Origin of the sequence: Rhizobium sp. BK529, from assembly GCF_014194105.1 — a bacterium.
Classification (GTDB): domain Bacteria; phylum Pseudomonadota; class Alphaproteobacteria; order Rhizobiales; family Rhizobiaceae; genus Rhizobium.
In genome coordinates this window covers 3,223,641-3,249,709 of the sequence record NZ_JACIAU010000001.1, presented here as the reverse complement: position 1 = coordinate 3,249,709, position 26,069 = coordinate 3,223,641, and the positions used below count along the sequence as shown (strand labels likewise).

The window sequence follows — 26,069 nt, the reverse complement described above, 5'->3', positions numbered from 1 at the left end:
GCCTTGATGAGCACTGCTTCCGTACCCCTACCGAGATGGATCAATTACGGCCTGATCCCTCTTTTGAACCTGATCGTCGCCTTCCTGATATCAGGCTTCGTCGTCTGGCTGATAGGCGAAAGCCCGCTGGCCGCGCTCTCGCTGCTCATCGAAGGCGCCTTCGGCAGCGGTGAAGGCATCGGCTTCACGCTCTATTACGCGACGAGTTTCATCTTCACCGGCCTGTCGGTCGCCGTCGCCATCCATGCCGGCCTCTTCAATATCGGCTCGGAAGGCCAGGCCTATGTCGGCGGCCTCGGCTGTGCGCTGGCGGCGCTGGCGCTCGACAAATATGTGCCTTGGTATGTGACCATGCCGGTTGCCGTCGTCGGCGCCGGCCTTTTCGGCGCTGCCTGGGCCTTCATTCCTGCCTTCCTGCAGGCGAAGCGCGGCAGCCACATCGTCATCACCACGATCATGTTCAACTATATCGCCGCAGCGCTGATGGTCTATCTGCTGGTGCATGTGCTGATCGTGCCGGGCAAGATGGCGCCGGAAACCCGCACCTTCCTGGAGGGCGGGCAGCTTCCGAAACTCGGCTGGGTCATGGCGATGTTCGGCAGCAAACTCGGTGCTGCTCCGTTCAATGTCTCCTTCATCATTGCGCTGGTCGCGGCCTGGTTCGTCTGGGTCCTGGTCTGGCGCACCAAGCTCGGCTTTGAGATGCGCACGCTCGGCGTCAGCCCGACAGCGGCCTCCTATGCCGGGATTCCCTATGCGCGTATCGTCATTATCGCTATGCTGCTCTCTGGAGCGCTGGCCGGCATGATGGCGCTGAACCCGGTCATGGGCTCGTCGGCGCGCCTGCAGGTGGAGTTCGTCGGTGGCGCGGGTTTCGTCGGTATCGCCGTCTCGCTGATGGGACGAAACCATCCGCTCGGCATCATCTTCGCCGCAATCCTCTTCGGCGTCCTCTATCAGGGCGGCGACTGGATCTCTTTCGAAATGCCAAACATCACCCGCGAGATGATCCTCGTCATTCAGGGTCTGGTGATCCTGTTTGCCGGCGCGCTGGAATATATGTTCCGCCCGGCGATGGTGCATATCTACCAGCAGTTCAAGCGAGCCTGAGGAACGGACGATGGAATATTATGAAATTTTCATCAGCGTTCTGAGCTCGACGATCCGGCTCTCCATTCCCCTGATCTTCACCGCACTTGCTGGCCTGTTTTCCGAGCGCGCCGGCATTTTCGATATCGGTCTCGAAGGCAAGATGCTGGGCTCGGCCTTCGCCGCCGCCTGTGTGGCCTATCTCACCGGCTCGGCTTGGGCCGGCCTTGGCGCCGGCGTGGTCTGCTCGGTGGCGCTCAGCCTCGTGCACGGCTTTGCCTCGATCACCAATCGCGGCAATCAAATCATCTCGGGCGTCGCCATCAACTTCTTCATCGCCGGTATCACCATCGTGCTCGGTCAGGCCTGGTTCGGGCAGGGCGGCCGCACGCCGCAACTGGACCCGCAAGCGCGTTTCGCGCCGATCGTGCTTCCGGGTGCGGATGCCATTCGCGACGTGCCGATCATTGGCCCGCTCTATGCCGGCGTGATCTCCGGCAACAATATCCTCACCTATCTTGCCTTCCTCGCCGTGCCTTTCTCCTGGTGGGTTCTCTATCGCACGCGTTTCGGCCTTCGCCTGCGTGCCGTCGGTGAAAATCCGGGTGCAGTCGATACGGCAGGCATTTCGGTAAGCTGGCTGCGCTACCGCGCCGTCATGTGCGCCGGCATTCTCTGCGGCTTCTCCGGCACCTATCTGTCGATCGCCCAGTCTGCTGCGTTCATCAAGGACATGTCAGCCGGCAAGGGCTATATCGCGCTTGCGGCACTGGTCTTCGCCAAGTGGAAGCCGGTCCCGGTCATGTTCGCCTGCCTGCTCTTCGGCTTCCTCGATGCATTGTCGAACTTCATGCAGGGTAAGTCGGTACCGTTGATTGGTGAGGTGCCCGTTCAGGTTTTCCAGGCGCTGCCCTATATTCTGACCTGCGTGCTGCTCGCCGGTTTCATCGGCGTCGCCATCCCGCCGAAGGCCGGCGGCGTGCCCTATGTAAAGGAGCGTTGATATGTCCCACGACCTGTTCGAAGCCGCTCGCGGCGCCATGGCCTTCGCGCACGCGCCCTATTCCAAGTTTCCGGTCGGTGCGGCGATCCGCGCCGAAGACGGCAAGGTTTATACCGGCGCCAATATCGAGAACCTCTCCTTCCCGCAGGGCTGGTGCGCCGAGCCGACGGCAATCAGCGCCATGATCATGGGCGGCGCCAAGAAGATCGTCGAAATGGCCGTCATCGCCGAAAAGCTGCCGCTCTGCCCGCCCTGCGGCGGCTGCCGGCAGAAGATTTCGGAATTCGCCTCGAAGGGCACGAAGATCTACCTTTGCGACGAGACCGGCGTGAAGAAGACCATGACCATGGATGAGCTTCTTCCCTTCAGCTTTGAGACCGAACTCGGATGATTGCGACTATCGATCTGCTCACGGCGCTGCTCGGCGGGCTGAAGCCGCGATACGGCATCGTGCTCGGCTCCGGCCTTGGCTCGCTCGTCGGAGAGATCACCGGTGCGGTTTGCATCCCCTATAAGGATCTGCCGGGTTTTCCCGTCAGCGCCGTCTCCGGTCATGCCGGAGAAGTCGTCGCCGGCCATCTCGGTTCGGTGCCGGTCATCATGCTCTCGGGCCGCGTCCACTATTACGAAAAGGGCGACCCAAACGCCATGCGCCTGCCGATCGAGGTCCTGCAGGCGCTCGGCGTCGAAGCCCTCATCCTCACCAATTCGGCCGGTTCTCTGAAAGAGGAGATACCGCCCGGCTCGGTGATGCAGATTGCCGATCATATCAATTATTCCGGCATGAACCCGCTGATCGGCGAAGAGAGCGATCATCGTTTCGTCGGTATGACCAATGCTTATGACGCTGAGCTTTCGGCGGCCATGCGAGATGCAGCAAAGAAGCTGGATATCCCGCTCGCAAGCGGCGTCTACATGTGGTTCTCCGGCCCGAGCTTCGAGACGCCGGCCGAAATCCGCCTGGCCCGTATTCTCGGCGCCGATGCGGTCGGCATGTCGACCGTGCCGGAGGTCATCATTGCAAGAATGCTGGGGCTGAGGGTTGCGGCTGCCTCCGTAATCACCAACTATGGGGCTGGCATGACCGGAAACGAGCTGAGCCACGAAGAAACCAAGGATATGGCGCCGGTTGGCGGTGCCCGTCTTGCCGCTATACTCAAAGAAATGATTGCCGGAAGCTGATTGCCGGTGGAGGAAGCGAAATGAATAGCCATTCCAGCCGGGAAACGGCCGCTGTCGCCCTTTCCCTTCTCGATCTCACCAACCTGAAGGACGACTGCATGCAGGAACAGATTGATGCACTTTGCGCCCGTGCGCAGACGCCCTATGGCAACAGCGCCGCAATCTGCATCTGGCCGCGTTTCGTCGCCCATGCCCGCACCGTGCTCGGCAAAGGTCACCCAGTCCGCATCGCAACCGTCGTCAATTTCCCGTCCGGCGATATGGAAATCGCCGATGTCGCCGCCGAAACCCGCGAGGCGATCGCCGACGGTGCCGATGAGATCGATCTCGTCATTCCCTATCGTAAGCTGATTGCGGGCAACGAGAAGGCCGTCATCGACATGGTTTCGGCCATACGCGCCGAATGCGTAGCACCTGTGCTCCTGAAGGTGATCATCGAGACCGGCGAACTGAAGGACGCGGCCCTCATCCGACGCGCCTCGCAGCTGGCGATCGACGCAGGCGCCGATTTCATCAAGACCTCCACGGGCAAGGTTTCCGTCAACGCCACGCTGGAAGCCGCCGACATCATGATCCGCGCCATCAGGGAGAGCGGCCGCAAGGTGGGTTTCAAGCCCGCCGGCGGTATCTCGACCGTCGCCGATGCGGCACTCTATCTGAGTTTGGCCGAAACTATCATGACGCCGGACTGGCCGATGCCCTCCACCTTCCGTTTCGGCGCCTCTGGCCTGCTCGACAATATCCTCGCCGTGCTCAGCGGCACGGAACCGAAGCCGGCGGTTGCCTCGAGCTATTGAGATGATCCCGCAGGAGATCATCCGCCAGAAGCGCAACGGCGCCGAACTGCCGTCAGGCGATATCGATGCCTTCATCTCGGCGCTTGCGGCAGGCGAGTTGTCGGAAGGCCAGATCGGTGCCTTCGCCATGGCGGTCTGGTTCAAGGGCATGTCGCGCACGGAAACGGTGGCGCTGACGCTCGCCATGGCGCGCTCCGGCGACATGCTCTCCTGGGCAGGCGTTGACCGCCCCGTTGCCGACAAACACTCGACCGGTGGGGTGGGCGACAACGTCTCGCTGATGCTTGCCCCGATCGCCGCCGCCTGCGGTCTGGCGGTGCCGATGATATCCGGCCGCGGCCTCGGCCATACCGGCGGTACGCTGGACAAGCTCGAATCTATTCCAGGCTATACGATCAATCCGGATGCCACGCTCTTTCGCAAGGTGGTGAAGGACGTCGGCTGCGCCATCATCGGCCCGACAGGCGCCTTGGCGCCAGCAGATGGCCGGCTCTATGCCGTGCGCGACGTGACGGCGACCGTCGATTCCATCCCGCTGATTACGGCGTCGATCCTGTCCAAGAAACTCGCTGCTGGTCTCCAGACGCTGGTGCTCGACGTCAAGACCGGCAACGGCGCCTTCATGGCCGATCCGGAGCAGGCGGCTGTTCTGGCGCATTCGCTGGTCGAGGTCGCAAACGGCGCGGGCGTGAAGACATCGGCGCTGATAACGGACATGAACCAGCCGCTGGCCGACAGTGCCGGCAATGCCGTGGAGGTACGCAACTGCCTCGATTTTCTGGCAGGCCGAAAGGCCGGCACCCGGCTTGAAACCGTCGTCCTCGCCTTTGCCGCCGAAATGCTTGTGCAATCGGGTGTTGCCGGCTCGCTCATCGAGGCGGAGAGCAAGGCGCAGGAGGCACTTTCGTCCGGCAGGGCTGCGGAGATCTTCGCACGCATGGTGCATATGCTTGGCGGCCCCGCCGATCTTCTGGAGCGGCCGGATGCCTACCTGCGCAGAGCCCCCATAGAGCGGGCTATTCCGGCATCCCGCGGCGGCTGGCTCGCTGCCTGCGACGCCCGCGACGTCGGCGTGAGCGTCATCGACCTCGGCGGCGGGCGACGCCATCCAGCCGACAGAATCGACCACAGCGTCGGCTTCACCGGCCTGCTGCCGCTTGGAACGCATGTGCATGAAGGCGATCCGATCGCGCTCGTTCACGCGGCCGACGAGGCTTCCGCCGAAAGAGCTGTGGCCGCACTTGCCGCAAACTATCGCATTGCCGACGAGAAACCGGCCCTGCTTCCGGTTATCGCCGGCCGGATCTGATCGAACTACTGTTTGAGGCTGAGCGAACCGTCGGCGACGGAGTAGGAGGCCAGCTTCCGCAGAAAGCTCATGCCGACCAGCGTGCCGCTCAGCGCCTCGTCTTTCAGCACGAAGGCCTCGACGCTGCGAACACGGATGCCGCCGATTTCCACGCGGTCGAGCGTCACATGCGCGGCCTTGGTCTGGCCGTTGGCCGTATTGACCGCGTAGCGGAAGTCAAGCTGGTTGCCGCTGTAACCGAGCCTGCGGGCAAGGCTTTCGTTCAGCGCGACATAGGTGGCGCCTGTATCGATCAGCCCCTGCACCGGCTTACCGTTGATCCTGAAGTTGCCTGTATAGTGACCCTGCGCATCGGCCTGCAGGCGCATCGTGCCACCATTGGCGATCGGTGCAGAAGCGTCAGGTGGGTCATCTTCGGTCGAGACGAAGTTGGGGGAGATCGTATTGCCAGGCTGCCGTGTCGCGACTGCGAGCAGGGAAGGCACTTGTGTCGCCAGCACCGCCGCTATGCCGGCAAATAGGACAGCTCGCATGAGCATGAACAGAAATCCTTCCTGTATAACCCCGCCTCATGCGGAACCCCATGCTTCAAGCAGCTAATCCGCAAGTGCTGAGAAGTTGCTAATCGCAACACTAAAAAGGCCCGGAATGGACGACCGGGCCTTGGAAGTCTTTCGATTTGGTAAACGAAGTCGAAATTATTTAGTGCCGTACATCCGGTCGCCCGCATCGCCGAGACCGGGCACGATATAGCCCCTCTCGTTCAGATGGCTGTCGATGGCGGCGGTAAAGACCGGAACGTCGGGATGCGCGGTGCGGAAGTTCTTGAGGCCCTCGGGAGCGGCCAACAGGCAGAGGAAGCGGATATTGTGCGCTCCGCGCTCCTTAAGCTTGTCGATGGCGGCAATCGAGGAATTGCCGGTCGCCAGCATCGGATCGACGACAATGATCAGGCGCTCGGCCACATCTTCGGGCGCCTTGAAGTAATATTCCACCGGCTGCAGCGTTTCATGGTCGCGGTAGACGCCGATATGCGAAACCCGGGCAGACGGTACGAGATCGAGCATGCCTTCCAAGAGACCGTTGCCGGCGCGCAGGATGGAGGCAAAAACCAGCTTCTTGCCTTCCAGGATCGGCGACTGCATCTCCTGGATCGGCGTTTCGATTGTCTCCATGGTCAATTCCAGATCGCGCGTCACCTCGTAGCAGAGCAGTGTCGAGATCTCGCGCAACAGCCGGCGGAAGCTGCCCGTCGAGGTTTCCTTGCGCCGCATGATGGTGAGTTTGTGCTGCACGAGCGGATGATCAATGACTGTGACGCCGTCCATAGGGAAACCTTCCAATTCTTTGTTCTTATCGGCTGTTTCTTCCATGGAAACCGCCTCCACTTCAAGAGCGGAGGCTGATTTGCCTGGACCATTAACAATCCAGCGCACCCGTTAAAGGCGCGCGAGCAGCGCCTTGCGGGTCTCTTCATCGACGAACGCTGCCTCGATAGCTGTGCGCGTCATCGCATCGATATCGGCATCGTTGAAGCCGAAAGCACCGGAGGCCAGCTCGTATTCCCGCTCGAGCGACGTATGGAAGAACGGCGGGTCGTCGGAGCTGATCGTCACCTTGACGCCCGCGTCCTTCAGCCTGCGCAGCGGGTGCGAACTGAAATTCTCAAAAACCCTGAGCGCGATATTCGAACCGGGGCAGACTTCCAGCACGGTGCCGAGATCAGCCAGACGCTTGACGAGTTCGGCATCCTCGATTGCCCGTACGCCATGGCCGATGCGCGCGGGGCGAACCTCGTCCAGTGCATCCGAGACGCTGAAGGCGCCGCAGACTTCGCCGGCATGGATGGTCAGGCCAAGCCCGGCGTCGCGGGCGATGTCGAAGGCACGCGCATAGTCGGCAACGCGGCCCATCCGCTCCTCGCCGGCGAGATTGAAGCCGGTAATCAGCGGATTATCGGCCTTTGCTGCATATTCGGCAGCGCCGATCACGCTTTCCGGGCCGAAATGCCGTTCCCCGGTCACGATCAGCCGGGCCTCGATGCCGCTCTTTGCCTTTGCCCTCCGAATGCCCTCGCACACACCGGCGATATAGGCATCCGCGCCGAGGCCGATGCGCTTGCCGTGGTCGGGGGAAACGATGAGTTCGCTGTAGATCGTGCCGATGCCGGCAAGCTCCTCCAGATAGGTCTCTGTCAGCAGCGCATAGTCCTCCTCGGTCTTGTAGACCTCGGACACCTTGTCATAGCATTCCAGAAAGCTCGCAAAATCGTGCCAGACGTAGACGCCATCCTGCAGATGGGCACTGATGTCGATGCCGTATTTACGGGCCTGCGAAGCCGTCAGGTCTGGGGGGGCCGCACCCTCCAGATGGCAATGCAACTCAACCTTCTTCAAATGCGACGTCACAAAAAACTCCTTCCATGCGGGCCTACGGGAATGCCGAGATGGCGCGCAACACTTTCGCCGATATCGGCATAGGTCCGGCGCACGCCGACAGAGCGTGACCGGATGCCGGGACCGTAGGCGATAACAGGCACGCGCTCGCGCGTATGGTCGGTGCCGCGCCAGGTCGGATCGCAGCCGTGGTCGGCCGTCAGGATCACAAGGTCGCCTTCCCGCAGCTTCTGATGAACCTCCGTCAGGCGCGCATCGAAGGCTTCGAGCGCGGCGGCATAGCCCGCCACGTCGCGGCGATGGCCGTAGATCATGTCGAAATCGACGAAATTGGTGAAGACCAGATCGCCGTCCTCCGCCTCGTCGATGGCAGCCAGGGAAGCATCCATCAGCGCATCGTTCCCGTTTGCCTTGATGACCCGGGAAACGCCCTGATGGGCGAAGATATCGCCGATCTTGCCGACCGCATGCACATTCCGGCCATGTTGGACCAGCCGGTCGAGCAGCGTCGGTTCCGGCGGCGGCACCGAGAAGTCGCGGCGGTTGCCCGTTCTCTGGAAGGTCGCGACGCTCTGGCCGATGAAGGGCCGGGCGATGACGCGGCCGATATTGTAGGGATCGAGCAGGCTGCGGGCGATCTGGCAAAACTTGAGCAGGCGATCGAGGCCGAAATAGACCTCGTGAGCTGCGACCTGGAACACGGAATCCGCTGATGTGTAGCAGATTGGCTTGCCGCTGCGCATATGCTCTTCGCCGTAGCGGGCGATGATCTCGGTCCCCGAAGCATGGCAATTGCCGAGAATGCCGGGCACGTCGGCCGCCCGGCAGAGCGCTTCGATCAGCACCGGTGGAAAGGCATCGCCCTCGCTCGGAAAATAGCCCCAGTCGAAGGTAACGGGCGTTCCGGCAATTTCCCAATGTCCTGACGGCGTATCCTTGCCGCGCGAGGTTTCGTTGGCGGCGCCATAGATACCGTAAATCCTGTCCGGCAGCGGCATGCCGGCGGGAAATTGGCCGGAAGCCGCCCGCGCAATATGCAATAGGCCGAGCGCCGACATGTTCGGCAGCGAGAGGGGACCGGAACGCAGACCCGTCCGGTCAGCGGCACCTGCCGCACAAAATTCGGCGATATGGCCGAGCGTATCGGCGCCTTCATCGCCATAGGCTGCCGCATCCGGCGCCCCACCGACACCGAAGGAATCCAGAACGAAGAGAAAGGCACGCGCCATTTTTCACCCGCATTATCTACTGTCGTCAGCCTCGGCTGGAACGATCTGAATAACGCCCAGCCATATAATGACGGAAACCGCTTGGCAAATCTGAGGTGTGGAAGCGCGCGCATGTCGCGCAATAGTGCGTAGCGGTTTTTGGGATAACGACATGCGCTAGACAGAGAGCATGTCGCGCAAAGGCGCGCCAGACTCTAGCAGTCGCCGCAGGGGATATTGTCGTTCTGCCGCTGGCGATAAAAATAGCTGCGGCTGATCGTGATGGTGCGCATCCCGGACGGCATGAAATCGGGGGCAAAGACGAACAGCGTATAAGGCGTGCTGAGTTCGGTGCGGATGAGGAAGCTGTTTGCCTTCTTCATTTCCGTAGGCACACCGGAAACCGCACTGTTCTTGGCATAGGGCGCCGTACCGCTCGGGGCCCAGGACCAGAGAACCGTGGGATTTGCGCTGCCGTCGATCTGGATTGCTGTGACCTTCAGCGACAGATCGGAACTGTCATAAGGCGCGAAGATTGCCGGGGCGGCTTTGGCGATATCGGCGAGCGAGCTTTTGGTGACATTCTGCTGCTGGGTGATGATATCGGCGATCGCGCCGGCGGCACGTGTCGTGCGCTTGCTGACGCTGAGCCCGATCGTGATCTCGAACGCGCCCAGATAGAGCATGATCAGAACCGGGAAGATGATTGCAAACTCGATGGCGCCGACGCCCTTCCTGTCGCGGGCGAAGCGCCGCGTCGTCGAAGCCAGCCATACGAGAAGTCCGCAGCGCGCCATCATGGATACTGTTCGTTCTGGAAAGCTGCCGTCGCAACGATGAGGTATTCGCTCGGCATGGAACTGCCGACAGGGCGAAGGCCGGTGACATAGGGACGGACGAGGTCGACAATGATGGACCAGCGATAATAGGCGCGCACCATATTGATCGTGCCGGGGCCGCCGGGCGTGAACTTGAAATCCGAAATCTTGAGATCGGAATATTTGTCCGCAGATACTCTCGGGATGGTGGTTGGAATTGACGCGAAGGTCGTGAAGCTCCGTACATCCAGGTAGAGCTTACTGGGTGTTGCCGCCTCCGTTTCCGAGCAACGGATGATGATCGAGATCTCGTTGCAGAAAGCCTGTCGGAACTGCGTCTGCGTCTTATAGGTCGGGCGGGTGGAATCGATGAAGGTGATCTGCCCTGTCCTCATCTGGCGGCTCATCGTATCGACGGCGTTCGAGACGAGTTCTTCCGCCGCAAAGGCGATGAAGGTTTCCAGGATGGCGAATATGACGATGAAATAGGGGATAGCCAGCAACGCGAATTCGATAGCGGCGGAACCATCGCGCGAGCGGGCCAGGGCGCGAAGTCTGGATAAACGGAGGGACACACGCACCTTGCCCGTCTCCTGCTCACTGATCGCCATAGTCTGGCCTCGAAAATGTTCTTCGGGCGCCACACTAGGGCGTGTTCGTTGATTTTCCGTTTCAGGCCGGAGCAGCTATTTTAACGAATGCGCGTGAGTTTCTTTCATATCGGCTAGTTTGTGGAAGCGGCTCCTTGCTGCGCATGCTGTTCGCAGTTGGGGGTGCAGGAAAGAACCGAGCGCTCTGTCTGGCGATAGACACGCACCGTATTGCCTTCGTCGATGGAAACGAGAATGCGTTCGTCCAGAATGGCGTTGCCATCGCCGTCGAGCAGCACGATGTTGGTCGTGCCGAAACTGCGGCCTGTCAACACGATCGTCCTGGCATCGGCAACCGTCGCATCGGCAACCTTGGCATTGCCGACGATGACCTTGCTGACCGGACGGTCGAGCTTCAAAACGCGCGCGTGATCCATATAGACGCGCAGCATGTCTTCCTGGGCGAAGGCTGTGGATGCCGTGAGAGCCGCAATCACCCAGGCAAAGAAAACGGTCTTGCCGTTCGATGGCATTTTGGCCTCTTTCACGATCGCAATGCAAATTGCAGATAGAATGGAAAAAAATGGTGAACGAAGCTTTAAGCTTCCAATGCCATGTTCACGAGTGAAACGCATTGGATCGTTTCGGTTCGCGCCGGCGGGGCGTGAAATCGACGAGTGGCAGAAATCTGTGCCGTTACTGGATGCCTGGAAGCTATTGGTCCACATTTCTTCCGGAAATTCATTTAAAAATGCAAGCAACGCGGTAAGGAGTTACTTACCCTGAGTGGGGCGGTTGTCTCGTTTATATCCTGTTAACGCATTTCATTAAGTCGATGGAAACGGCCATTCGATACGTTGCGGGCATCCGATCAACGGCAAACAGTTGGCGGACGTGCTGAACATCAACTGGAGTTAGAAGTAGCCATGACCAAGCTTTTTAGCCGTTTTCTGAAGGATGAATCCGGCGCGACCGCAATCGAATACGGCCTGATCGCCGCCCTGATTTCCGTAGCCCTCGTTGCTGGCGCCACCACGCTCGGTGGTAAGCTGAACTCTACGTTCGTCGAGCTGGGCAACAAGCTGGACTCTGCAGTCAACTAAGCCCGGATAGATGCGGGGCACGGCTCCGGTCTAAAAGCATCTGGCTCACGAGCGAACCGCCGTGAGCCTATTTGTTTTGGGCACGGGCACTGGAGGACTTAGGGAGGTGAGAAGATGATCGTAGCCGCAATCCTTCTGATTTTTCCGCTTTGCCTTGCTTTTGCAGCCATATCCGATCTGTTGACGATGACGATCCCCAACAGGGTATCGTTGATCCTGGTAATTTCATTCGCCCTGCTGGCGCCGTTGAGCGGCCTTGCTGTTCCCGCTATCGGAATGCACGCCCTTGCTGCCGCCATCGTCTTCGGCATTTGCTTTGCTCTCTTTGCCCTCAATGTGATGGGCGGCGGAGACGCGAAACTCTTGAGCGCGACCGCGATTTGGTTTGGTTATGATCCCGCTCTCTTGTCGTTTCTGACCTATGTTGGTGTCATCGGTGGCTTGGTCACGTTGGCGATCCTGTTGATCCGGTCGCAGTCGAATATGATATTGGCCATCGGTCTCCCCGTGCCCAATTCGCTCCTGCTCGCCAAGAAGATTCCCTATGGCATTGCCATCGCGATCGGCGGCTTTCTGGCTTTCCCATCCTCACCGCTGTTCATCGCAGCACTGGAAAGCCTGAAATAACGGCATTTTAATCGGCCGTTAACTTAAAGTGTAAGTGTTCCATTAACCATAATTATACCAATTCCTGAGCATTCTGCGGGGCGAACGCGTCGTGCCCTAAGGAATGATCAATGAAACCGGCCCGCCTTATTATCCTAGCTGTCGCTGTGGTGGCAGCCGGCCTTGCCGGTTTTCTCGCAATGAACATGGCCGGCAATCGAGGCGTCGTGACGAAAATCCAGTCCGTCATCGAGAAGGAGCCGACCGTCAACGTCCTGGTCTCAAGTGCCAATCTTCCCGTTGGTGCCAGGCTGGACGAAAAAGCCGTTCACTGGATGGCCTGGCCGCAGAATGGCGTTGTCCAGGGTTTTATCACCGAGACTGATCAGCCGGACGCCATCAAGGATCTGCAAGGGGCTGTTGTGCGCTTGCCCGTCTTCGAAGGAGAGCCGATCCGTCCGGAAAAAGTCGCCGATTCCAACAGCCGCATCCTGTCTTCACTGTTGCCCGCCGGCAAGCGGGCCGTTGCGACCGAAATCTCCGTTGCGACCGGCGCCGGCGGCTTCATCCTCCCCAATGACCGCGTCGACGTCATCATGGTGCGCAAGGGGCAGGGCACGGACAAATACATCACCGAGACCGTGCTCAGCAACGTTCGCGTCCTCGCCATCGACCAGCAGATCGAGGAAAAGGAGGACGGCAGCAAGGCAGCCGTCGGCACCACCGCAACGCTGGAACTGACTCCCGATCAGACAAAGGTTCTGGCCGTTGCCCAACAAATGGCAGATCGCCTGTCGCTTGCCCTGCGCTCGGTTGCCGATGCGCAGGAGCAGGATACCAGCGCGGCAGACTATCTGCTGAGCGGCGATAACGGCAGCGCAATCATTCAGGTCATCAAATCCGGCTCCATCGTCACGGATGCCACCGGCTCAGTGAAGCCAGAGTAAGGGAAATGCAGATGGGCAACTCAAAACAGCGCGCCAGGCTTTTCCTGACCGGCTGCCTTTCGCTGGCAATGGCCGCGACGGGTATTATGCCGCTATCCTTTCCCGCGCTCCTGGGCGTAGAGCAGGCGAGCGCCGCATCGGAAAGCCTCATCCGCATTTCTCAAAGTGGCCCGGGCGCACATCGTCGTCTGAAACTCGGCCTCAACAAGGCTCTGGTCGTCGACCTGCCGGAAGACGCACATGACATTCTCGTTTCCGATCCGAGCATGGCGGATGCCGTGACACGCACCTCGCGGCGCATGTATCTGTTCGGCAAGAAGGTCGGGCAGACGAATATCTTTGTCTTCGGCGCGAGCGGCGAGGAGGTCGTCAGCCTCGACATCGAGATTGAGCGCGATGTCTCCGGTCTCGAAGCCAATCTGCGCCGCTTCATTCCGGACTCCGCTATCAAGGTCGAGATCGTCTCCGACAATATCGTTCTGACAGGCACCGTCCGCACGCCGCAGGATGCGACCCAGGCAGCCTCGCTTGCCGAAGCCTTCCTGAAAGGCGGCGAAGCCACGACGCGCACGGAGACGGCCTCCGGTACGGGGGGCGATAGCGCCGTTGCACTGTTTGCCGAAAACCGCCAGGTCTCTCAGGTCGTCAATCTCCTGCAGATCCAGGGCGAAGACCAGGTTACGCTCAAGGTGACGATCGCCGAGGTTCGCCGCGAAGTGCTGAAGCAGCTAGGCTTCGACAATCTCGTCACCAACTCCTCGGGCATGACGGTCGCACAGCTCGGCAGCCCATCTGCTGATAGCGCCACATCCGTCGTCGGTGGGGGCCTTGCCGCGCTCTTCAAGAATTCGATCGGCAAGTACGATATATCGACCTACTTGAATGCACTGGAGCAGGGGAAGGTCGTGCGCACGCTGGCTGAACCCACGTTGACGGCGATCTCCGGTCAAGCTGCGACGTTCAATTCCGGCGGTCAGGTTCTCTATTCGACGACGGACAATCAGGGCAACGTCACGGTCGTTCCCTATAATTACGGTATCAATCTGGCCTTCAAGCCGGTGGTCCTGTCTTCCGGTCGCATCAGCCTTCAGATCAAGACCAATGTTTCCGAACCGGCGCCCTCGGTATCGGGCGCTGCGCCAACCTATCAGCGCCGGTCGGCCGAAACTTCGGTCGAACTTCCCTCCGGTGGTTCGATCGCTCTTGCAGGCCTCATCCGCGACAACATTTCCCAGACGATGAACGGCACGCCCGGCGTCTCGAAGTTACCGCTTCTCGGCACGCTCTTCCGCCAGAAGGGAGTTGAACGCCAGGAAACAGAGCTCGTCATCATTGCGACGCCCTACCTGGTGCGTCCGGTGGCCCGCAATCAACTCAATCGGCCGGACGATAATTTCAGCCCGACGAATGATGCGTCCGCCTTCTTCATGAATCGCGTCAACAAGGTTTACGGCAGCCCCCAGGCGCCGATCGCCGACGCGCAGTTCCACGGTTCCATCGGATTTATCTACAAATGAGCGGGGCGCAGTCTGAACCGATGAGAAAGAACAGAGATCAGGCGATGGTCCATCTGAATGCGAGACATTTCTGCGCTGCAAAACCTCTGCTGGTGGCCGCATCCATAGCCGTTGCAATGCTTTCCGGCTGCGCCGGACCGCGCGATCAGCTGACGACCGGCGGGATTCCCGACGACTACCGGGAGCGTCATCCGATCGTCGTTACCGAAGCCGAGCAAACCGTAGACATCCCCGTCGCCTCTACCGATCGCCGCCTCTCTATTGCCCAGCGCGAGATGATCCGCGGCTTTGCGCAGAACTACCTGTCGCGGGCATCCGGCCCGGTCTATATCCTGTCTCCGGAAGGCTCGCCGAATGCGGGAGCCGCCCGCGCCTTGCGCAGCCAGGTCCGTGCCGAACTTGCCTCGCGCGGCATCGCCAGCAACAAGATCATCAATACATCCTATGCGGCAACGGGCGTTTTGGATTCTGCACCGCTGCGACTGAGCTTTACCGGCACGACCGCGGTGACGACCCAGTGCGGCCAGTGGCCGCGGGATATTGCCGCCGATTTCACAAACCAGAATTACTATAATTTCGGCTGCGCCTCGCAGAACAACCTAGCCGCTCAGGTCGCCAATCCGGAAGATTTCATCGCTCCGCGCGGCATGACTCCGATCGACGCAGAGCGGCGTAACGAGGCGATCCAGGAATACCGGACGACCACCAGCACGATCGAAGATGTCGAATCCGGTCAGACCGGTTTCTGATCAGGCGGAATGAAACGATGAGCACCGTCGAATACGAGATCAAGAACACCAGCGAGCTCCGGCAGGCCGAGGAGGCAGTGCGTATGGGCGAATTGGAAAACATGCGGCCGCTGCCGCGCATCTCCGTTCACGCCTTCTGCGAAAGCGAAGGATTGCAACGGGTCATGGAGCGCTGCGCCAGTGATCGGCGCCTGTCGAAAGTCACGATGCGCATCACCAGCGGCGGCACGGCTGCTGCCGCAAACATGTTCTCGAACGCACCGACACCGAACCTGATCATCTTGGAAACCAGGGCGAACCCGGCCAACCTGCTTGCCGAGCTCGCCCCGCTCGCTGCCGTCTGCGATCCCTCGACCAAGGTCATCATCGTCGGCTATTACAACGATATCGGCCTCTATCGCGATCTGATCCGCAACGGCATTTCCGAATATCTCGTTCAGCCCCTCGCCATGCCCGACATCATGGGCGCGATGGCGGCGATTTTCGTCGATCCGGAAGCCGAGCCGCTCGGCCGCAGCATTGCCTTTATCGGTGCCAAGGGTGGCGTCGGCGCGTCGACCATCGCTCATAATTGCGCCTTCGGCATCTCGAACCTCTTCTCGACCGAAACGATTTTGGCCGATCTCGACCTGCCCTATGGCACGGCGAACATCGATTTCGATCAGGATCCGGCCCAGGGCATTGCCGAGGCCGTCTTCGCACCGGAACGGCTCGACGAGGTTTTCCTCGATCGCCTGCTGACGAAATGCTCAGATCACCTTTCGCTGCTGGCCGCCCCCTCGCTTCTTGATCGCGCCTATGATTTCGACGGTCAGGCCTTCCAGCCTGTCATGGATGTCTTGCAGCGCAGCGCGCCGGTCTCGGTGCTCGACGTTCCACATGCCTGGTCGGACTGGACCCGCTCGGTACTGTCGAACGCAGACGAAGTGGTGATCTGCGCGGTTCCCGATCTCGCCAACCTGCGCAACACCAAAAACATGCTCGATGCGCTTCGCAAGATACGCCCGAATGACAAGCTACCGCACCTCATTCTCAATCAGGTTGGCATGCCGAAACGGCCGGAAATCTCGATTTCCGATTTCTGCGAGCCGCTGGAAGTCGAGCCGATTGCCATCATCCCCTTCGATATCGGCCTCTTCGGAAACGCCGCCAATAGCGGCCGGATGATCTCGGAGGTCGATCCGAAGTCGCCCACATCGGAGACCTTTTCGCAGATCTCGCACATCGTGACGGGTCGCGTGGCAGTGAAGAAATCCCGCAAGGGCGGCCTGCTCGGCCTTCTGAAGCGCAAGTGAACGAGCAGAATTGGATCGGGTCCATGTTCGGAAAACGCGGAAATGATGGTTTCGGAAAGGCCGGTGTCGGCGGCATCGCCGCTCCCCCGCCGCCGATGCCGGTTGCCGCTTCGGTAGCGTCATCCGGCCCTTCGGTGCTGGTCGAGCCGTCCCGTGAACCCGTTCGCCAGCAGGTGGCGCCTCCGCCGATGCAGACGCCGCAGCGCAGGCGCCCGGCCCGCACCGACGAATATTACGACACCAAGGCACAGGTCTTTTCCGCGCTGATCGATACGATCGACCTCTCGCAGCTTTCCAAGCTGGATGGCGAAAGCGCGCGAGAGGAAATCCGCGATATCGTCAACGATATCATCACCATCAAGAATTTCGCGATGTCGATCTCCGAGCAGGAAGAGCTGCTCGAGGATATCTGCAACGACGTCCTGGGTTATGGTCCGCTCGAGCCGCTGCTGGCGCGTGACGACATCGCCGATATCATGGTCAACGGCGCAGGCCAGACCTTCATCGAAGTCGGCGGCAAGACGATCGAATCCGAAATCCGCTTCCGGGACAATTCGCAGCTTCTGTCGATCTGCCAGCGCATTGTCAGCCAGGTCGGCCGCCGCGTCGATGAATCGAGCCCGATCTGCGACGCGCGCCTTCCCGACGGCTCGCGTGTCAACGTCATCGCGCCGCCGCTCGCCATCGATGGCCCGGCACTCACCATCCGCAAATTCAAGAAGGACAAGCTGACGCTCGATCAGCTGGTGCGCTTCGGCGCCATTACACCCGAAGGCGCGACCGTTCTGCAGATCATCGGCCGCGTCCGCTGCAACGTCATCATCTCGGGCGGTACGGGTTCGGGTAAAACGACGCTCCTGAACTGCCTGACGAACTATATCGACCGCGACGAGCGCGTCATCACCTGCGAGGATACCGCCGAATTGCAGCTTCAGCAGCCGCATGTCGTGCGTCTCGAAACCCGACCGCCCAATATTGAAGGCGAGGGCGAGATTACCATGCGCGACCTGGTCAAGAACTGCCTGCGTATGCGTCCCGAACGCATCATCGTCGGCGAAGTGCGCGGACCGGAAGTCTTCGACCTCCTGCAGGCTATGAACACCGGCCACGACGGTTCCATGGGCACCATCCATGCCAACAACCCGCGCGAATGCCTGAGCCGCATGGAATCGATGATCGCCATGGGTGGCTTCACCTTGCCGGCAAAGACCGTGCGCGAGATCATCTCCTCCTCGATTGACGTCATCATCCAGGCACAGCGCCTGCGCGACGGTTCGCGTCGCATTACCCAGATCACCGAGGTGGTCGGCATGGAAGGTGACGTCATCATCACTCAGGACTTGATGCGCTACGAAATCGAGGGCGAGGACGCGAGCGGACGCCTGATTGGCCGTCACATGTCGACTGGTATTGGCAAGCCGCATTTCTGGGATCGCGCCCGCTATTATAACGAAGAAAAACGCCTCGCCGCTGCGCTCGACGAGATGGAATCGAAATCGAAGGATTGAGATGTTCGGCATCGATCCGACAGTGTTGGCAATCATCGTTCTTGCAGCTGTTGCGGCCGCCGCGGTGAGCTATGCCGTATTGTTCTCGCGGATCGAGAGCGACAAGAAATCGGCAACCCGCATCAATCGCGTCAAATCGGCCGAAGTTGATCGCACCAAGGTCAAGGCCGCTCGCGACCGCGTGCAGGAATTGTCGAAGCGCCGCAAATCGGTGCAGGACAGCCTGAAGGATCTTGAAAAGCGACAGCACGAAAAGACCAAGAAAACGCTATCGCTCAAATCCCGCCTGGTGCAGGCGGGACTGCCGATCACGCCGGCCCGCTTCTATCTGTTCAGCGCGCTCTTCGCGTTTGTGCTGCTGGTCGTGCTTTTCCTCGCCGGTGCATCAACGCCGATCATGCTTGGTATTCCCGTGGCCGCAGGGCTTGGCCTGCCGCGCTGGGTGCTTGGCTTCCTGGTCTCACGCCGCCAGAACAAGTTCCTCGACGAATTTCCGAATGCGCTCGACGTCGTCGTCCGCTCCATCCGCTCCGGCCTCCCGCTGAACGACGCGATCCGTCTCGTCGCGACCGAAGGGGTTGAGCCCGTCAAGAGCGAATTTCGCCGTATCGTCGAATCGCAGCAGGTCGGTCTCAGTGTGCCCGAAGCCTGTGCCCGCATGACCAATCAGATGCCGCTGCAGGAAGTCAATTTCTTCGCTATCGTCATCGCCATCCAGTCACAGGCCGGTGGCAACTTGTCGGAGGCGATCGGCAATCTTTCCAAGGTGCTGCGCGACCGCAAGAAAATGAAGGCCAAAGTCCAGGCACTGTCCATGGAAGCCAAGGCATCTGCCGTGATCATTGGCGCCCTTCCATTCATCGTCGCCCTGCTCGTCTATCTGACCTCGCCGCAGTACATGATGGTCCTGTTCACCGATCCGCGCGGCCACTTCATTCTGGGCTTTTCGGCCGTCTGGATGTCGATCGGCATCTTCGTGATGCGCAACATGATCAACTTCGATATCTAGCGGGAGAAAGCAGCATGTCGCAGGAACTCGCCGCAAGCTTGACCGATCCCGCCAACATCGTGGCCGTGCTGGTCGCCATCGCCGTCTTTGCCACCTTCTACACGCTTGCGGTTCCCTTTTTCGAGCGCGGCGATCTCAACAAGCGCATGAAGGCAGTCTCCACGGAGCGCGAGCAGATCCGTGCCCGCGAACGCGCTCGTCTGAACACCGATGCCGGCGCCAAAGCCACGCTCAGAAGCCAGAACAACCGGCCTGTCCGCCAGATCGTCGAGCGTTTCAACCTACGCAAGGCGCTCGTCGACGACAACACGATGAACAAGCTGCGTGCAGCCGGGTTTCGCTCGGAAAATGCGTTGAACACCTTCCTTGTTGCACGCTTTCTTCTGCCATTTCTCTTCCTTGCTGTTGCCGCTTTCTGGATGTTCGGCCTCGGCAACCTTGTCGACAAGGGTTTGCCAATACGGCTCTTTATCGTCATCGGTATCGCCTATATCGGCTTCTATGCCCCGAACATTTATATCTCCAACCGTATGACCAAGCGTCAGCAGTCCATCAAGCGCGCCTGGCCGGACGCGCTGGACATGATGCTGATTTGCGTCGAATCGGGCATTTCGATCGAAGCGGCCATGCGCCGTGTTTCCGAAGAACTCGGCGAACAGTCGCCGCCGCTCGCCGAAGAAATGGTGCTGACGACCGCTGAGCTGTCCTTCCTGCCGGATCGGCGCGTGGCGCTTGAGAATCTCGCGACCCGCACCCAGATCGATCTCGTCCGATCGGTCACCCAGGCGCTCATTCAGGCAGACCGCTACGGCACGCCGATTGCGACGGCGCTGCGTGTGCTGGCGCAGGAGGGTCGCGACGAGCGCATGAACGAAGCGGAAAAGAAGGCTGCCGCCCTGCCGCCAAAGCTGACCGTGCCGATGATCCTCTTCTTCCTGCCGGTCCTGATCGCCGTCATCCTTGGCCCCGCCGGCATCCAGGTTGCCGACCGGTTCTGACGCTTGCCGCTATAACGGAATCCGGCTAGCTTGCACCCTGCATGACTGGCGAGGTGCGAATTTTCACGACTTGCCAGGGCAATCCGCGATCGCCTGAACAATGCCAGCAAAAGTGTTTAGCGATTTTGCGTCCGGAATTGCATGAAAACGTAGGTCAGCCATGTCTTCTCTCGGAATTTTTATCAGCATCATTTCAGCCTTGATGATCGGTGCCATGAGCCCCGGTCCGAGTTTTGTGGTCGTCTCACGCATCGCCATTTCCCGATCCCGCATTGATGGGCTTGCCGCGGCGCTCGGTATGGGTGTTGGTGGCGTGACCTTCGCCGTGCTCGCTCTTGCCGGCCTGACGGCGCTGCTGTCCCAATTCGAGTGGCTCTATATCGTGCTGAAGATCGCCGGTGGCGCCTATCTGATCTACATAGCATTCGCGATCTGGAAGGGTGCGAGCGAACCGCTCGCGCTGTCGGGCGATGTCGCCGGTAAGAGCATGCCGGCGCGCAGTTTTACGGCAGCAATGCTGACGCAGCTGAGCAATCCCAAGGCAATCGTCGTCTACGCCAGTATCTTCGCGGCACTGCTGCCGAAGACCGTGCCTGTGGAGCTTTTGCTGGCGCTGCCCGTCGGAGTCTTCCTGGTTGAAGCGGGATGGTATGCGATCGTAGCGCTCGCCTTTTCGGCCCAGCAGCCGCGCAGAGCCTATCTTGCCGCCAAAGCCTGGATTGACAGGGCCGCGGGCGCGGTCATGGCTGGCCTCGGCCTTCGTCTCATCCTGTCCGGATTGAGCAGCAAATAGGTCAGTTGGTATTGCTGGCGGGCGACGCCGCGTCCTTCGCAGCAAGCTTCTGCCAGGAATTCTGCTGGGAAAGCATACCGCGCAGATAGGCGACGTTGGCATCGGCTTGCTGCGGCGAAAGCTCGCGCCGCGCAATCTGCTCGGCCTCCGCAAAACGGCCCTGCAGCCCAACGACGAGGGCGAGGTTCTGGCGCACGCGGCTGTCGGCGGAAGGCTGGCCTGCCGCCGAACGAAGGTAGGTTTCCGCCGTGCGCAAATCCCCCGTGAGGAGATAGGACATGCCGAGATTGGAAAGGATCGACGGTTCGTTCGGCTGGATGTCGAGCGCATCGCGGTACCGCTGGCGCGCATCGTTCGGCCGGCCCATCTGGTCGAGAATCGCGCCTTCCGCCGAGATCAGCCGCCAGTCGGGACGGTCTGGCGTCTGCGCCCTACCGATCGTGTCCAGCGCCTGCTGGAGCTGTCCTGCAGCTGCCTGCGCCTTGCCATAGGCTGCAAGCACGTTGCGATCTTGAGGATTGGCGATGGCGACCTGCTGCATGACGGCAAGCGCCTGCGCATCGCGCCCATTCATGCGCAGCAGATTGGCGTAATTGACGCCGTTGACGGGATCGCGCGGGTTTTTCCCATAGGCCTGGCCGACGCGGTCCGTTGCAGCCCTCAATTCGTTGGCGTCCATCTGCTCTACCGGCTTGTCGAGCTTCGGTATCGAGCCCGTGGTCATCCGGTCCTTCGCCGTCGTCGAGCAGCCGGCAAGCGCCAGCATGACGAGGGCAGCCGCGGTTCCCTGCGAAATACGCTTCTTGAGAGGAGTGAAAGACGAGACGGGCATTGCGCGATCCTGAATGAAATCGGCGCCTGACCTCAAAGCGGAACAGGGAAAGGTTTGACGCAATCTTCGCTCCAGCAATAGTCTGTTAACCCTAACAGACAGTTAAGAATTGATTCCGCCCCCCGCCTCCAAGGACAATCATGGCTCCCTTCCAGTTCATCGAGAGATCGACTCCTTTCAACACCAAGGGTGGATCGACGCTGCCGATCTTCGCTGTCACACCCGCCCATATCGAAACCGGCACCATCGATCCGATCGCTCTCGATTGGGCTCGCAAAGCCGGCTACAAGGCGGAAAGCGCCTCGCTGCTTCTGATCCCGACAGCTGACGGCCATCTCGGCGGCGCGCTTTTCGGTCTCGGCACGAATCCATCGGAGCAGCCCTACATCACCGGCAAGCTCGCCCGCGCGCTTCCGGCCGGTGACTGGCACATCGAGACCGCTCCGTTGACGGCAAACCGCCTGTCGCTCGGCTTCGGCCTCGGCAGCTATCGATTCGATCGTTACAAGTCCGAAAAATCTCCGACCGCGACGCTGATGATCCCGCGCGACGCCGACGCCAACGAGATCAAGCGCCAGCTTGCCGGCGTCTTCCTCGCCCGCGACCTCATCAACACGCCGACCAACGACATGGGTCCGGAGCAACTTGAAGCCGCCTTCCGAAGCCTTGCCACCCATTATAAGGCCGAGATGTCGGTCATCATTGGTGACGACCTGCTCAAGGAAAACTTCCCGCTGGTCCACACCGTTGGCCGCGCCAGCGCCGACGCGCCGCGTCTCTTGGAGCTGCGCTGGGGCAAGAAGGGCCATCGCAAGGTAACGCTGGTCGGCAAGGGCGTCTGCTTCGATACCGGCGGTCTCGACATCAAGCCCGCATCCTCCATGCTGCTGATGAAGAAGGATATGGGCGGTGCCGCAAACGTCATGGGCCTCGCGCTCATGATCATGGACGCCAAGCTGAAGGTCGATCTTCGCGTCATCATCCCCGTCGTCGAGAATTCCATCTCGTCGAATGCCTTCCGCCCCGGTGACATATACAAGAGCCGCAAGGGCCTGACAGTCCAGATCGACAATACCGATGCCGAAGGCCGCCTGATTCTCGCCGATGCGCTTGCATATGCGGACGAGGAAGAACCGGATTTGCTTATCGACATGGCGACCCTGACAGGCGCCGCCCGCGTCGCCCTTGGCCCCGATCTGCCGCCCTTCTTCACCGATGATGCGAACCTCGCGCACGATCTGATGGAGGCAAGCCTGGAGACGGACGATCCGCTTTGGCGCCTGCCGCTTTACGCCGGCTACGAGAAGGATATCCGCGCCAAGTTCGCCGATATCACCAATGCTCCGGCAGGCAGCATGGCGGGCGCGATCACCGCAGCACTCTTCCTGAAACGCTTCGTCAATAAGGCAAAAAGCTGGGTCCATTTCGACATTTTCGGTTGGGCGCCGAACGAGCGAGCCCATTCGCCGGGAGGCGGCGAGGCGCAAGCGATCCGCGCCCTCTATCATCACATCCGCAACAGCATCCGCTGAGCCGCCAAGGCCTTTGCTGAGGCAATCGTTAAAATTTTATTCACCTTGCGGGGCGGCATTCTGTGCCGCCTCTTGCTTGTGCACTGTAACTACCGGAAAATGAAACGCCAGCGTAACGACTTTCCGGAGGGGCCGTGCCGATCGAACTGACTGCCTCGCAGGCGCTTGGCCTCTGGCACGGGGTGGCGCTCAATCTGGTCCGTCACGACAACAGAGATTTGACGTTGCGCCAGATGGCGATCCTGCTGCATATCTATCTGGTGCCGCCGCCGCATACCGTGCGCGGGCTGGCTGCGACCCTCAACGTGACGAAACCGGTCATCACTCGCGCACTGGATACGATGGGTCAAATGGGCCTCGTCGACCGCGTTCGCGACGATTCCGACAGGCGAAACGTTATCATCAAGCGCACCGTCAGCGGCGCGCTCTATCTCGAAAAGCTTGGCGACCTCGTGCGCGAGCAGGGCCGCAAGCTTCCGGTCTGAAAGGCCTCGATTGAAAGGAATCTCATGACGATGCTCGACCGCCGCCTCCATGCCTACCGCCCGGATCTCGCGGAAGCCGGCCTAGAAGGCAAGGTGGAGGCGATGCGCTTTGTGAGCGGCACGCCGGCCCGCGTCTGCGTCCCGGTCATTGCCTTGCGCGCGCAGCCGGTCCTTGCCCGCGGCATCGATACGGAACTGCTCTTCGGCGAGGAGGTGACGGTCTTCGATCGCGCTGACGGCTGGTGCTGGGTCAAGGCCGCATCCGACGGCTATGTCGGCTACCTGCCCGAACAAGCGATCGCGGAAGCAACGCCCGCTCCGACCCATATCGTCGTTCCGCAGCGCACCTTCCTCTATCCGGAGCCGGAGCTTCGCAAGCCCTACAAGGCGGTGCTTTCCATGGGCAGCCGCGTCCATATAACCGGTGAGGTAGAGGCGCGGGGCAATCACTATCTCGTGCTCGGCGACGGTACCGCGATCTTCGCGAAACACCTCCAGCCGCTTGGGGCGCTGGACGGCCACGATTATGTCGATATCGCCTCTCATTTTCTGGAAACGCCCTATCTCTGGGGCGGCCGCTCGGGCCTTGGCATCGACTGCTCCGGTCTCATCCAGCTTGCGCTGCTCATGACCGGCAGAAACGCGCCGCGTGATACCGACATGCAGGCGGAAGGCCTTGGCGAGCCGATCGACCGTTCGGACCTGCGCCGCGGCGATCTGGTCTTCTGGAAGGGGCACGTTGCCGTTTTCGAAGATCCGAAGACCATCATTCATGCCAACGGTCATACGATGACAGTCGCGCGCGAAAATTTCGAGGCTGCCGTCGAGCGCATCGGCTGGCTCTACGAGCAGCCGACAGGCTATCGTCGCCCCTTCTAACGCCACCTGACAGCGTCAGGTTGGCGGCTTGGGCCAGTCCTTCACGCCGCCCGTCCAATCCTCGTAAGCCTTTGAGAGCCTCAGTACGCGCATATCGTCGAAGCGCGGCCCGACGATCTGCAAACCGATCGGCATGCCCTTCGAGAAGCCGCAATTGATGGATGAAGCCGGCTGCTCCGACATGTTCCACGGCACCGTGAAGGCGATATGTTCGAAGGGCAGCTTCGGATCGTTGGTTGGCGAGGCCCATTCGGCCGGATAGGAAACAATCGGGTTGGTCGGTGACAGCACCGCATCGACTTCGGTGAAAAGCCGGCCGCAGGCCTTGCGCATCTCGATCGTCTGGTTGAAGCCCTTGACGGCATCCACGCCGCTGATATCGGCTCCACCCCTCGCCCATTCGTAAATATAGGGCAGGATCTCTTGCCGGCGTTCCTCGCTGAGCCCGGCAATATCTCCCCAGAAACGCGAGCGCCAGAAATTGTCGAGCCCATCCAGCATGGCGCGCGTCAGCACGGGCGCAACTGGAACGATCGTCGCGCCCGCTTTCTCGAAGAGCTTTGCAGCCTCTTCGACGGCTATCCTCACATCCTCATCGACCGCAAGACCGCAACCGGCATCGAGCATCAGCCCAATCCGCATGCCGCCGAGATCGATGTCGAGATCCATCCAGTCGAAATCATTCGGCGGCAGGCTGGTGCCGTCGCGCCAGTCGGGGCGCGAAAGCGTCGCCATCGACCAGGCGGCATCTTCCACGGTGCGGGTCATCGGCCCGGCGCAGCGTCCGACATAATAGGGATCGACCGGAATTCGCCCATGGCTTGGCTTGAAGCCGAAGACGCCCGTCCAGCCGGCCGGCAGGCGTACGGAGCCCCCGATATCGGTGCCGATGTGCAGCGGGCCGTAGCCGGCCGCCGCAGCGGCCGCAGCTCCGGCACTCGAACCGCCGGGGTTTTTCGTGATGTCCCAGGGATTGCGGCTGAGATGATGAAAGCTAGAAAGGCCGGACGAAAGCATGCCGTAATCGGGGCAGGTCGTCTTGGCAAACATGATCGCGCCATCCTCGCGCAGCCGTGCTGCTGCCGGCGCATCCGCGTCCGCAGGCGTCAGCTCGACGGCCTTCGTGCCGAGCGGCACCGGCTGACCCTTCGTGGCGATCAGCTCCTTCAGCGTGACCGGGATACCGTCCAGCGGCCCAAGCGTCTCGCCCTTCATCCAGCGCGCGGACGAGGCATTCGCCTGCGCGCGCGCCGACTCAGGGTCGTAGAGATAGAGGGCCGCGATCGATGGCTCCCAGGCCTCGATGTGCTTTTCCAGGGCGAGCCAGTAGTCGAGCGGGGAGAGGCTTTTGTCAGCGAAGCGTCGTCGGAGTTCTGGGATGGTGAAATCGGTTTCGGTCATAGGCTGATCTTTCGCACATTTGC

29 protein-coding genes are annotated in these 26,069 nt (G+C 60.7%); 19 read left to right on the top strand and 10 right to left on the bottom strand.

The features are described 5' to 3' along the window. Window positions 1–6: 6 nt before the first annotated feature. Genes FHX08_RS16310 through deoA form a run of 6 tightly spaced genes read left to right on the top strand, consistent with a single transcriptional unit; the run spans window position 7 to window position 5,380 of the window. Window positions 7–1,110, top strand: coding sequence for an ABC transporter permease (locus tag FHX08_RS16310; RefSeq protein WP_132653046.1), 1,104 nt, complete (start codon window positions 7–9; stop codon window positions 1,108–1,110). A gap of 10 nt (window positions 1,111–1,120) precedes the next feature. Further along, on the top strand, window positions 1,121–2,092 hold the full coding sequence (locus tag FHX08_RS16305) for an ABC transporter permease (protein ID WP_132653045.1): 972 nt from the start codon (window positions 1,121–1,123) through the stop codon (window positions 2,090–2,092). 1 nt (window position 2,093) lies between these two features. Continuing rightward, the gene (locus FHX08_RS16300) at window positions 2,094–2,483 is read left to right on the top strand and encodes a cytidine deaminase (protein WP_132653044.1); all 390 of its coding nucleotides are present in this window, start codon (window positions 2,094–2,096) and stop codon (window positions 2,481–2,483) included. After that, the gene (locus FHX08_RS16295) at window positions 2,480–3,274 is read left to right on the top strand and encodes a purine-nucleoside phosphorylase (RefSeq protein WP_132653043.1); all 795 of its coding nucleotides are present in this window, start codon (window positions 2,480–2,482) and stop codon (window positions 3,272–3,274) included. Before FHX08_RS16300 ends, FHX08_RS16295 begins: the two co-directional genes overlap by 4 nt. A 20-nt stretch (window positions 3,275–3,294) precedes the next feature. Continuing rightward, a complete protein-coding gene (gene deoC, locus FHX08_RS16290) occupies window positions 3,295–4,071 on the top strand; it encodes a deoxyribose-phosphate aldolase (RefSeq protein WP_132653042.1) in 777 nt (258 codons plus the stop codon). 1 nt (window position 4,072) lies between these two features. Then, the gene (gene deoA / locus FHX08_RS16285; RefSeq protein WP_132653041.1) at window positions 4,073–5,380 is read left to right on the top strand and encodes a thymidine phosphorylase; all 1,308 of its coding nucleotides are present in this window, start codon (window positions 4,073–4,075) and stop codon (window positions 5,378–5,380) included. Window positions 5,381–5,385: 5 nt separating this feature from the next. Here deoA and FHX08_RS16280 read toward each other — a convergent pair whose 3' ends face one another. From FHX08_RS16280 to FHX08_RS16250, 7 genes are all read right to left on the bottom strand, one after another. Next, window positions 5,386–5,919 carry a TIGR02281 family clan AA aspartic protease gene (locus FHX08_RS16280; protein WP_132653040.1) on the bottom strand — a complete coding sequence of 178 codons (534 nt, stop codon included), beginning with the start codon at window positions 5,917–5,919 and terminating at the stop codon, window positions 5,386–5,388. Between the two features lie 159 nt (window positions 5,920–6,078). Next, window positions 6,079–6,708, bottom strand: a complete 630-nt coding sequence (gene upp / locus FHX08_RS16275; RefSeq protein ID WP_132653234.1) for a uracil phosphoribosyltransferase — start codon at window positions 6,706–6,708, stop codon at window positions 6,079–6,081. Window positions 6,709–6,819: 111 nt separating this feature from the next. Further along, on the bottom strand, window positions 6,820–7,788 hold the full coding sequence (locus tag FHX08_RS16270; protein ID WP_184327324.1) for an adenosine deaminase: 969 nt from the start codon (window positions 7,786–7,788) through the stop codon (window positions 6,820–6,822). Continuing rightward, the gene (locus FHX08_RS16265; RefSeq protein ID WP_184327323.1) at window positions 7,785–9,005 is read right to left on the bottom strand and encodes a phosphopentomutase; all 1,221 of its coding nucleotides are present in this window, start codon (window positions 9,003–9,005) and stop codon (window positions 7,785–7,787) included. Before FHX08_RS16265 ends, FHX08_RS16270 begins: the two co-directional genes overlap by 4 nt. Before the next feature lie 194 nt (window positions 9,006–9,199). Further along, a complete protein-coding gene (locus FHX08_RS16260) occupies window positions 9,200–9,781 on the bottom strand; it encodes a TadE/TadG family type IV pilus assembly protein (RefSeq protein WP_184327381.1) in 582 nt (193 codons plus the stop codon). After that, the gene (locus FHX08_RS16255; protein ID WP_184327322.1) at window positions 9,781–10,413 is read right to left on the bottom strand and encodes a TadE/TadG family type IV pilus assembly protein; all 633 of its coding nucleotides are present in this window, start codon (window positions 10,411–10,413) and stop codon (window positions 9,781–9,783) included. The genes FHX08_RS16260 and FHX08_RS16255 overlap by 1 nt, the downstream gene beginning before the upstream one ends. 113 nt (window positions 10,414–10,526) lie before the next feature. Further along, window positions 10,527–10,925 (bottom strand): pilus assembly protein N-terminal domain-containing protein, encoded by a 399-nt coding sequence (locus FHX08_RS16250; protein WP_184327321.1) that lies wholly within the window; start codon window positions 10,923–10,925, stop codon window positions 10,527–10,529. A 393-nt stretch (window positions 10,926–11,318) separates the two neighbouring features. Between FHX08_RS16250 and FHX08_RS16245 the strand changes: the two genes are divergently transcribed. The 9 genes from FHX08_RS16245 (at window position 11,319) to FHX08_RS16205 (ending at window position 20,124) form a co-directional block, all read left to right on the top strand. After that, a complete protein-coding gene (locus tag FHX08_RS16245; RefSeq protein ID WP_184327320.1) occupies window positions 11,319–11,495 on the top strand; it encodes a Flp family type IVb pilin in 177 nt (58 codons plus the stop codon). 114 nt (window positions 11,496–11,609) lie between these two features. Next, window positions 11,610–12,122, top strand: a complete 513-nt coding sequence (locus FHX08_RS16240; RefSeq protein ID WP_184327319.1) for a prepilin peptidase — start codon at window positions 11,610–11,612, stop codon at window positions 12,120–12,122. A gap of 110 nt (window positions 12,123–12,232) precedes the next feature. Next, window positions 12,233–13,048, top strand: coding sequence for a Flp pilus assembly protein CpaB (gene cpaB, locus FHX08_RS16235; RefSeq protein ID WP_184327318.1), 816 nt, complete (start codon window positions 12,233–12,235; stop codon window positions 13,046–13,048). A gap of 5 nt (window positions 13,049–13,053) precedes the next feature. Then, window positions 13,054–14,565, top strand: coding sequence for a type II and III secretion system protein family protein (locus FHX08_RS16230; protein WP_409527398.1), 1,512 nt, complete (start codon window positions 13,054–13,056; stop codon window positions 14,563–14,565). Beyond that, window positions 14,562–15,314 carry a CpaD family pilus assembly protein gene (locus FHX08_RS16225; protein WP_184327316.1) on the top strand — a complete coding sequence of 251 codons (753 nt, stop codon included), beginning with the start codon at window positions 14,562–14,564 and terminating at the stop codon, window positions 15,312–15,314. The genes FHX08_RS16230 and FHX08_RS16225 overlap by 4 nt, the downstream gene beginning before the upstream one ends. Window positions 15,315–15,331: 17 nt before the next feature. Further along, window positions 15,332–16,609, top strand: a complete 1,278-nt coding sequence (locus FHX08_RS16220) for a CpaE family protein (RefSeq protein ID WP_132653029.1) — start codon at window positions 15,332–15,334, stop codon at window positions 16,607–16,609. A gap of 23 nt (window positions 16,610–16,632) precedes the next feature. Next, window positions 16,633–18,117 carry a CpaF family protein gene (locus FHX08_RS16215; protein WP_184327315.1) on the top strand — a complete coding sequence of 495 codons (1,485 nt, stop codon included), beginning with the start codon at window positions 16,633–16,635 and terminating at the stop codon, window positions 18,115–18,117. Window position 18,118: 1 nt separating this feature from the next. After that, complete coding sequence (locus tag FHX08_RS16210; protein WP_184327314.1) at window positions 18,119–19,126, top strand: type II secretion system F family protein; 1,008 nt, start codon at window positions 18,119–18,121, stop codon at window positions 19,124–19,126. Window positions 19,127–19,140: 14 nt separating this feature from the next. Next, entirely contained in the window at window positions 19,141–20,124 is a 984-nt protein-coding gene (locus FHX08_RS16205; protein ID WP_184327313.1) for a type II secretion system F family protein, read from the top strand. A 63-nt stretch (window positions 20,125–20,187) separates the two neighbouring features. Here the strand turns inward: FHX08_RS16205 and FHX08_RS16200 are convergent, their stop codons facing one another. Further along, a complete protein-coding gene (locus FHX08_RS16200; RefSeq protein ID WP_165911852.1) occupies window positions 20,188–20,340 on the bottom strand; it encodes a hypothetical protein in 153 nt (50 codons plus the stop codon). On the opposite strand from FHX08_RS16200, the gene FHX08_RS16195 reads away from it, so the two are divergent. Then, on the top strand, window positions 20,285–20,917 hold the full coding sequence (locus FHX08_RS16195) for a LysE family translocator (protein WP_184327312.1): 633 nt from the start codon (window positions 20,285–20,287) through the stop codon (window positions 20,915–20,917). The genes FHX08_RS16200 and FHX08_RS16195 overlap by 56 nt on opposite strands. A 1-nt stretch (window position 20,918) precedes the next feature. On the opposite strand, the gene FHX08_RS16190 is transcribed toward FHX08_RS16195, so the two are convergent. Beyond that, window positions 20,919–21,749, bottom strand: a complete 831-nt coding sequence (locus FHX08_RS16190; RefSeq protein ID WP_132653024.1) for a tetratricopeptide repeat protein — start codon at window positions 21,747–21,749, stop codon at window positions 20,919–20,921. 140 nt (window positions 21,750–21,889) lie between these two features. Between FHX08_RS16190 and FHX08_RS16185 the strand changes: the two genes are divergently transcribed. From FHX08_RS16185 to FHX08_RS16175, 3 genes are all read left to right on the top strand, one after another. Continuing rightward, window positions 21,890–23,281, top strand: coding sequence for a M17 family metallopeptidase (locus tag FHX08_RS16185; RefSeq protein WP_132653023.1), 1,392 nt, complete (start codon window positions 21,890–21,892; stop codon window positions 23,279–23,281). Between the two features lie 134 nt (window positions 23,282–23,415). Beyond that, a complete protein-coding gene (locus FHX08_RS16180; protein WP_132653022.1) occupies window positions 23,416–23,766 on the top strand; it encodes a MarR family transcriptional regulator in 351 nt (116 codons plus the stop codon). A 24-nt stretch (window positions 23,767–23,790) separates the two neighbouring features. Further along, a complete protein-coding gene (locus tag FHX08_RS16175; protein WP_132653021.1) occupies window positions 23,791–24,645 on the top strand; it encodes an NlpC/P60 family protein in 855 nt (284 codons plus the stop codon). A gap of 15 nt (window positions 24,646–24,660) precedes the next feature. Here FHX08_RS16175 and FHX08_RS16170 read toward each other — a convergent pair whose 3' ends face one another. Continuing rightward, entirely contained in the window at window positions 24,661–26,046 is a 1,386-nt protein-coding gene (locus FHX08_RS16170; RefSeq protein ID WP_132653020.1) for an amidase, read from the bottom strand. Window positions 26,047–26,069 lie beyond the last annotated feature (23 nt).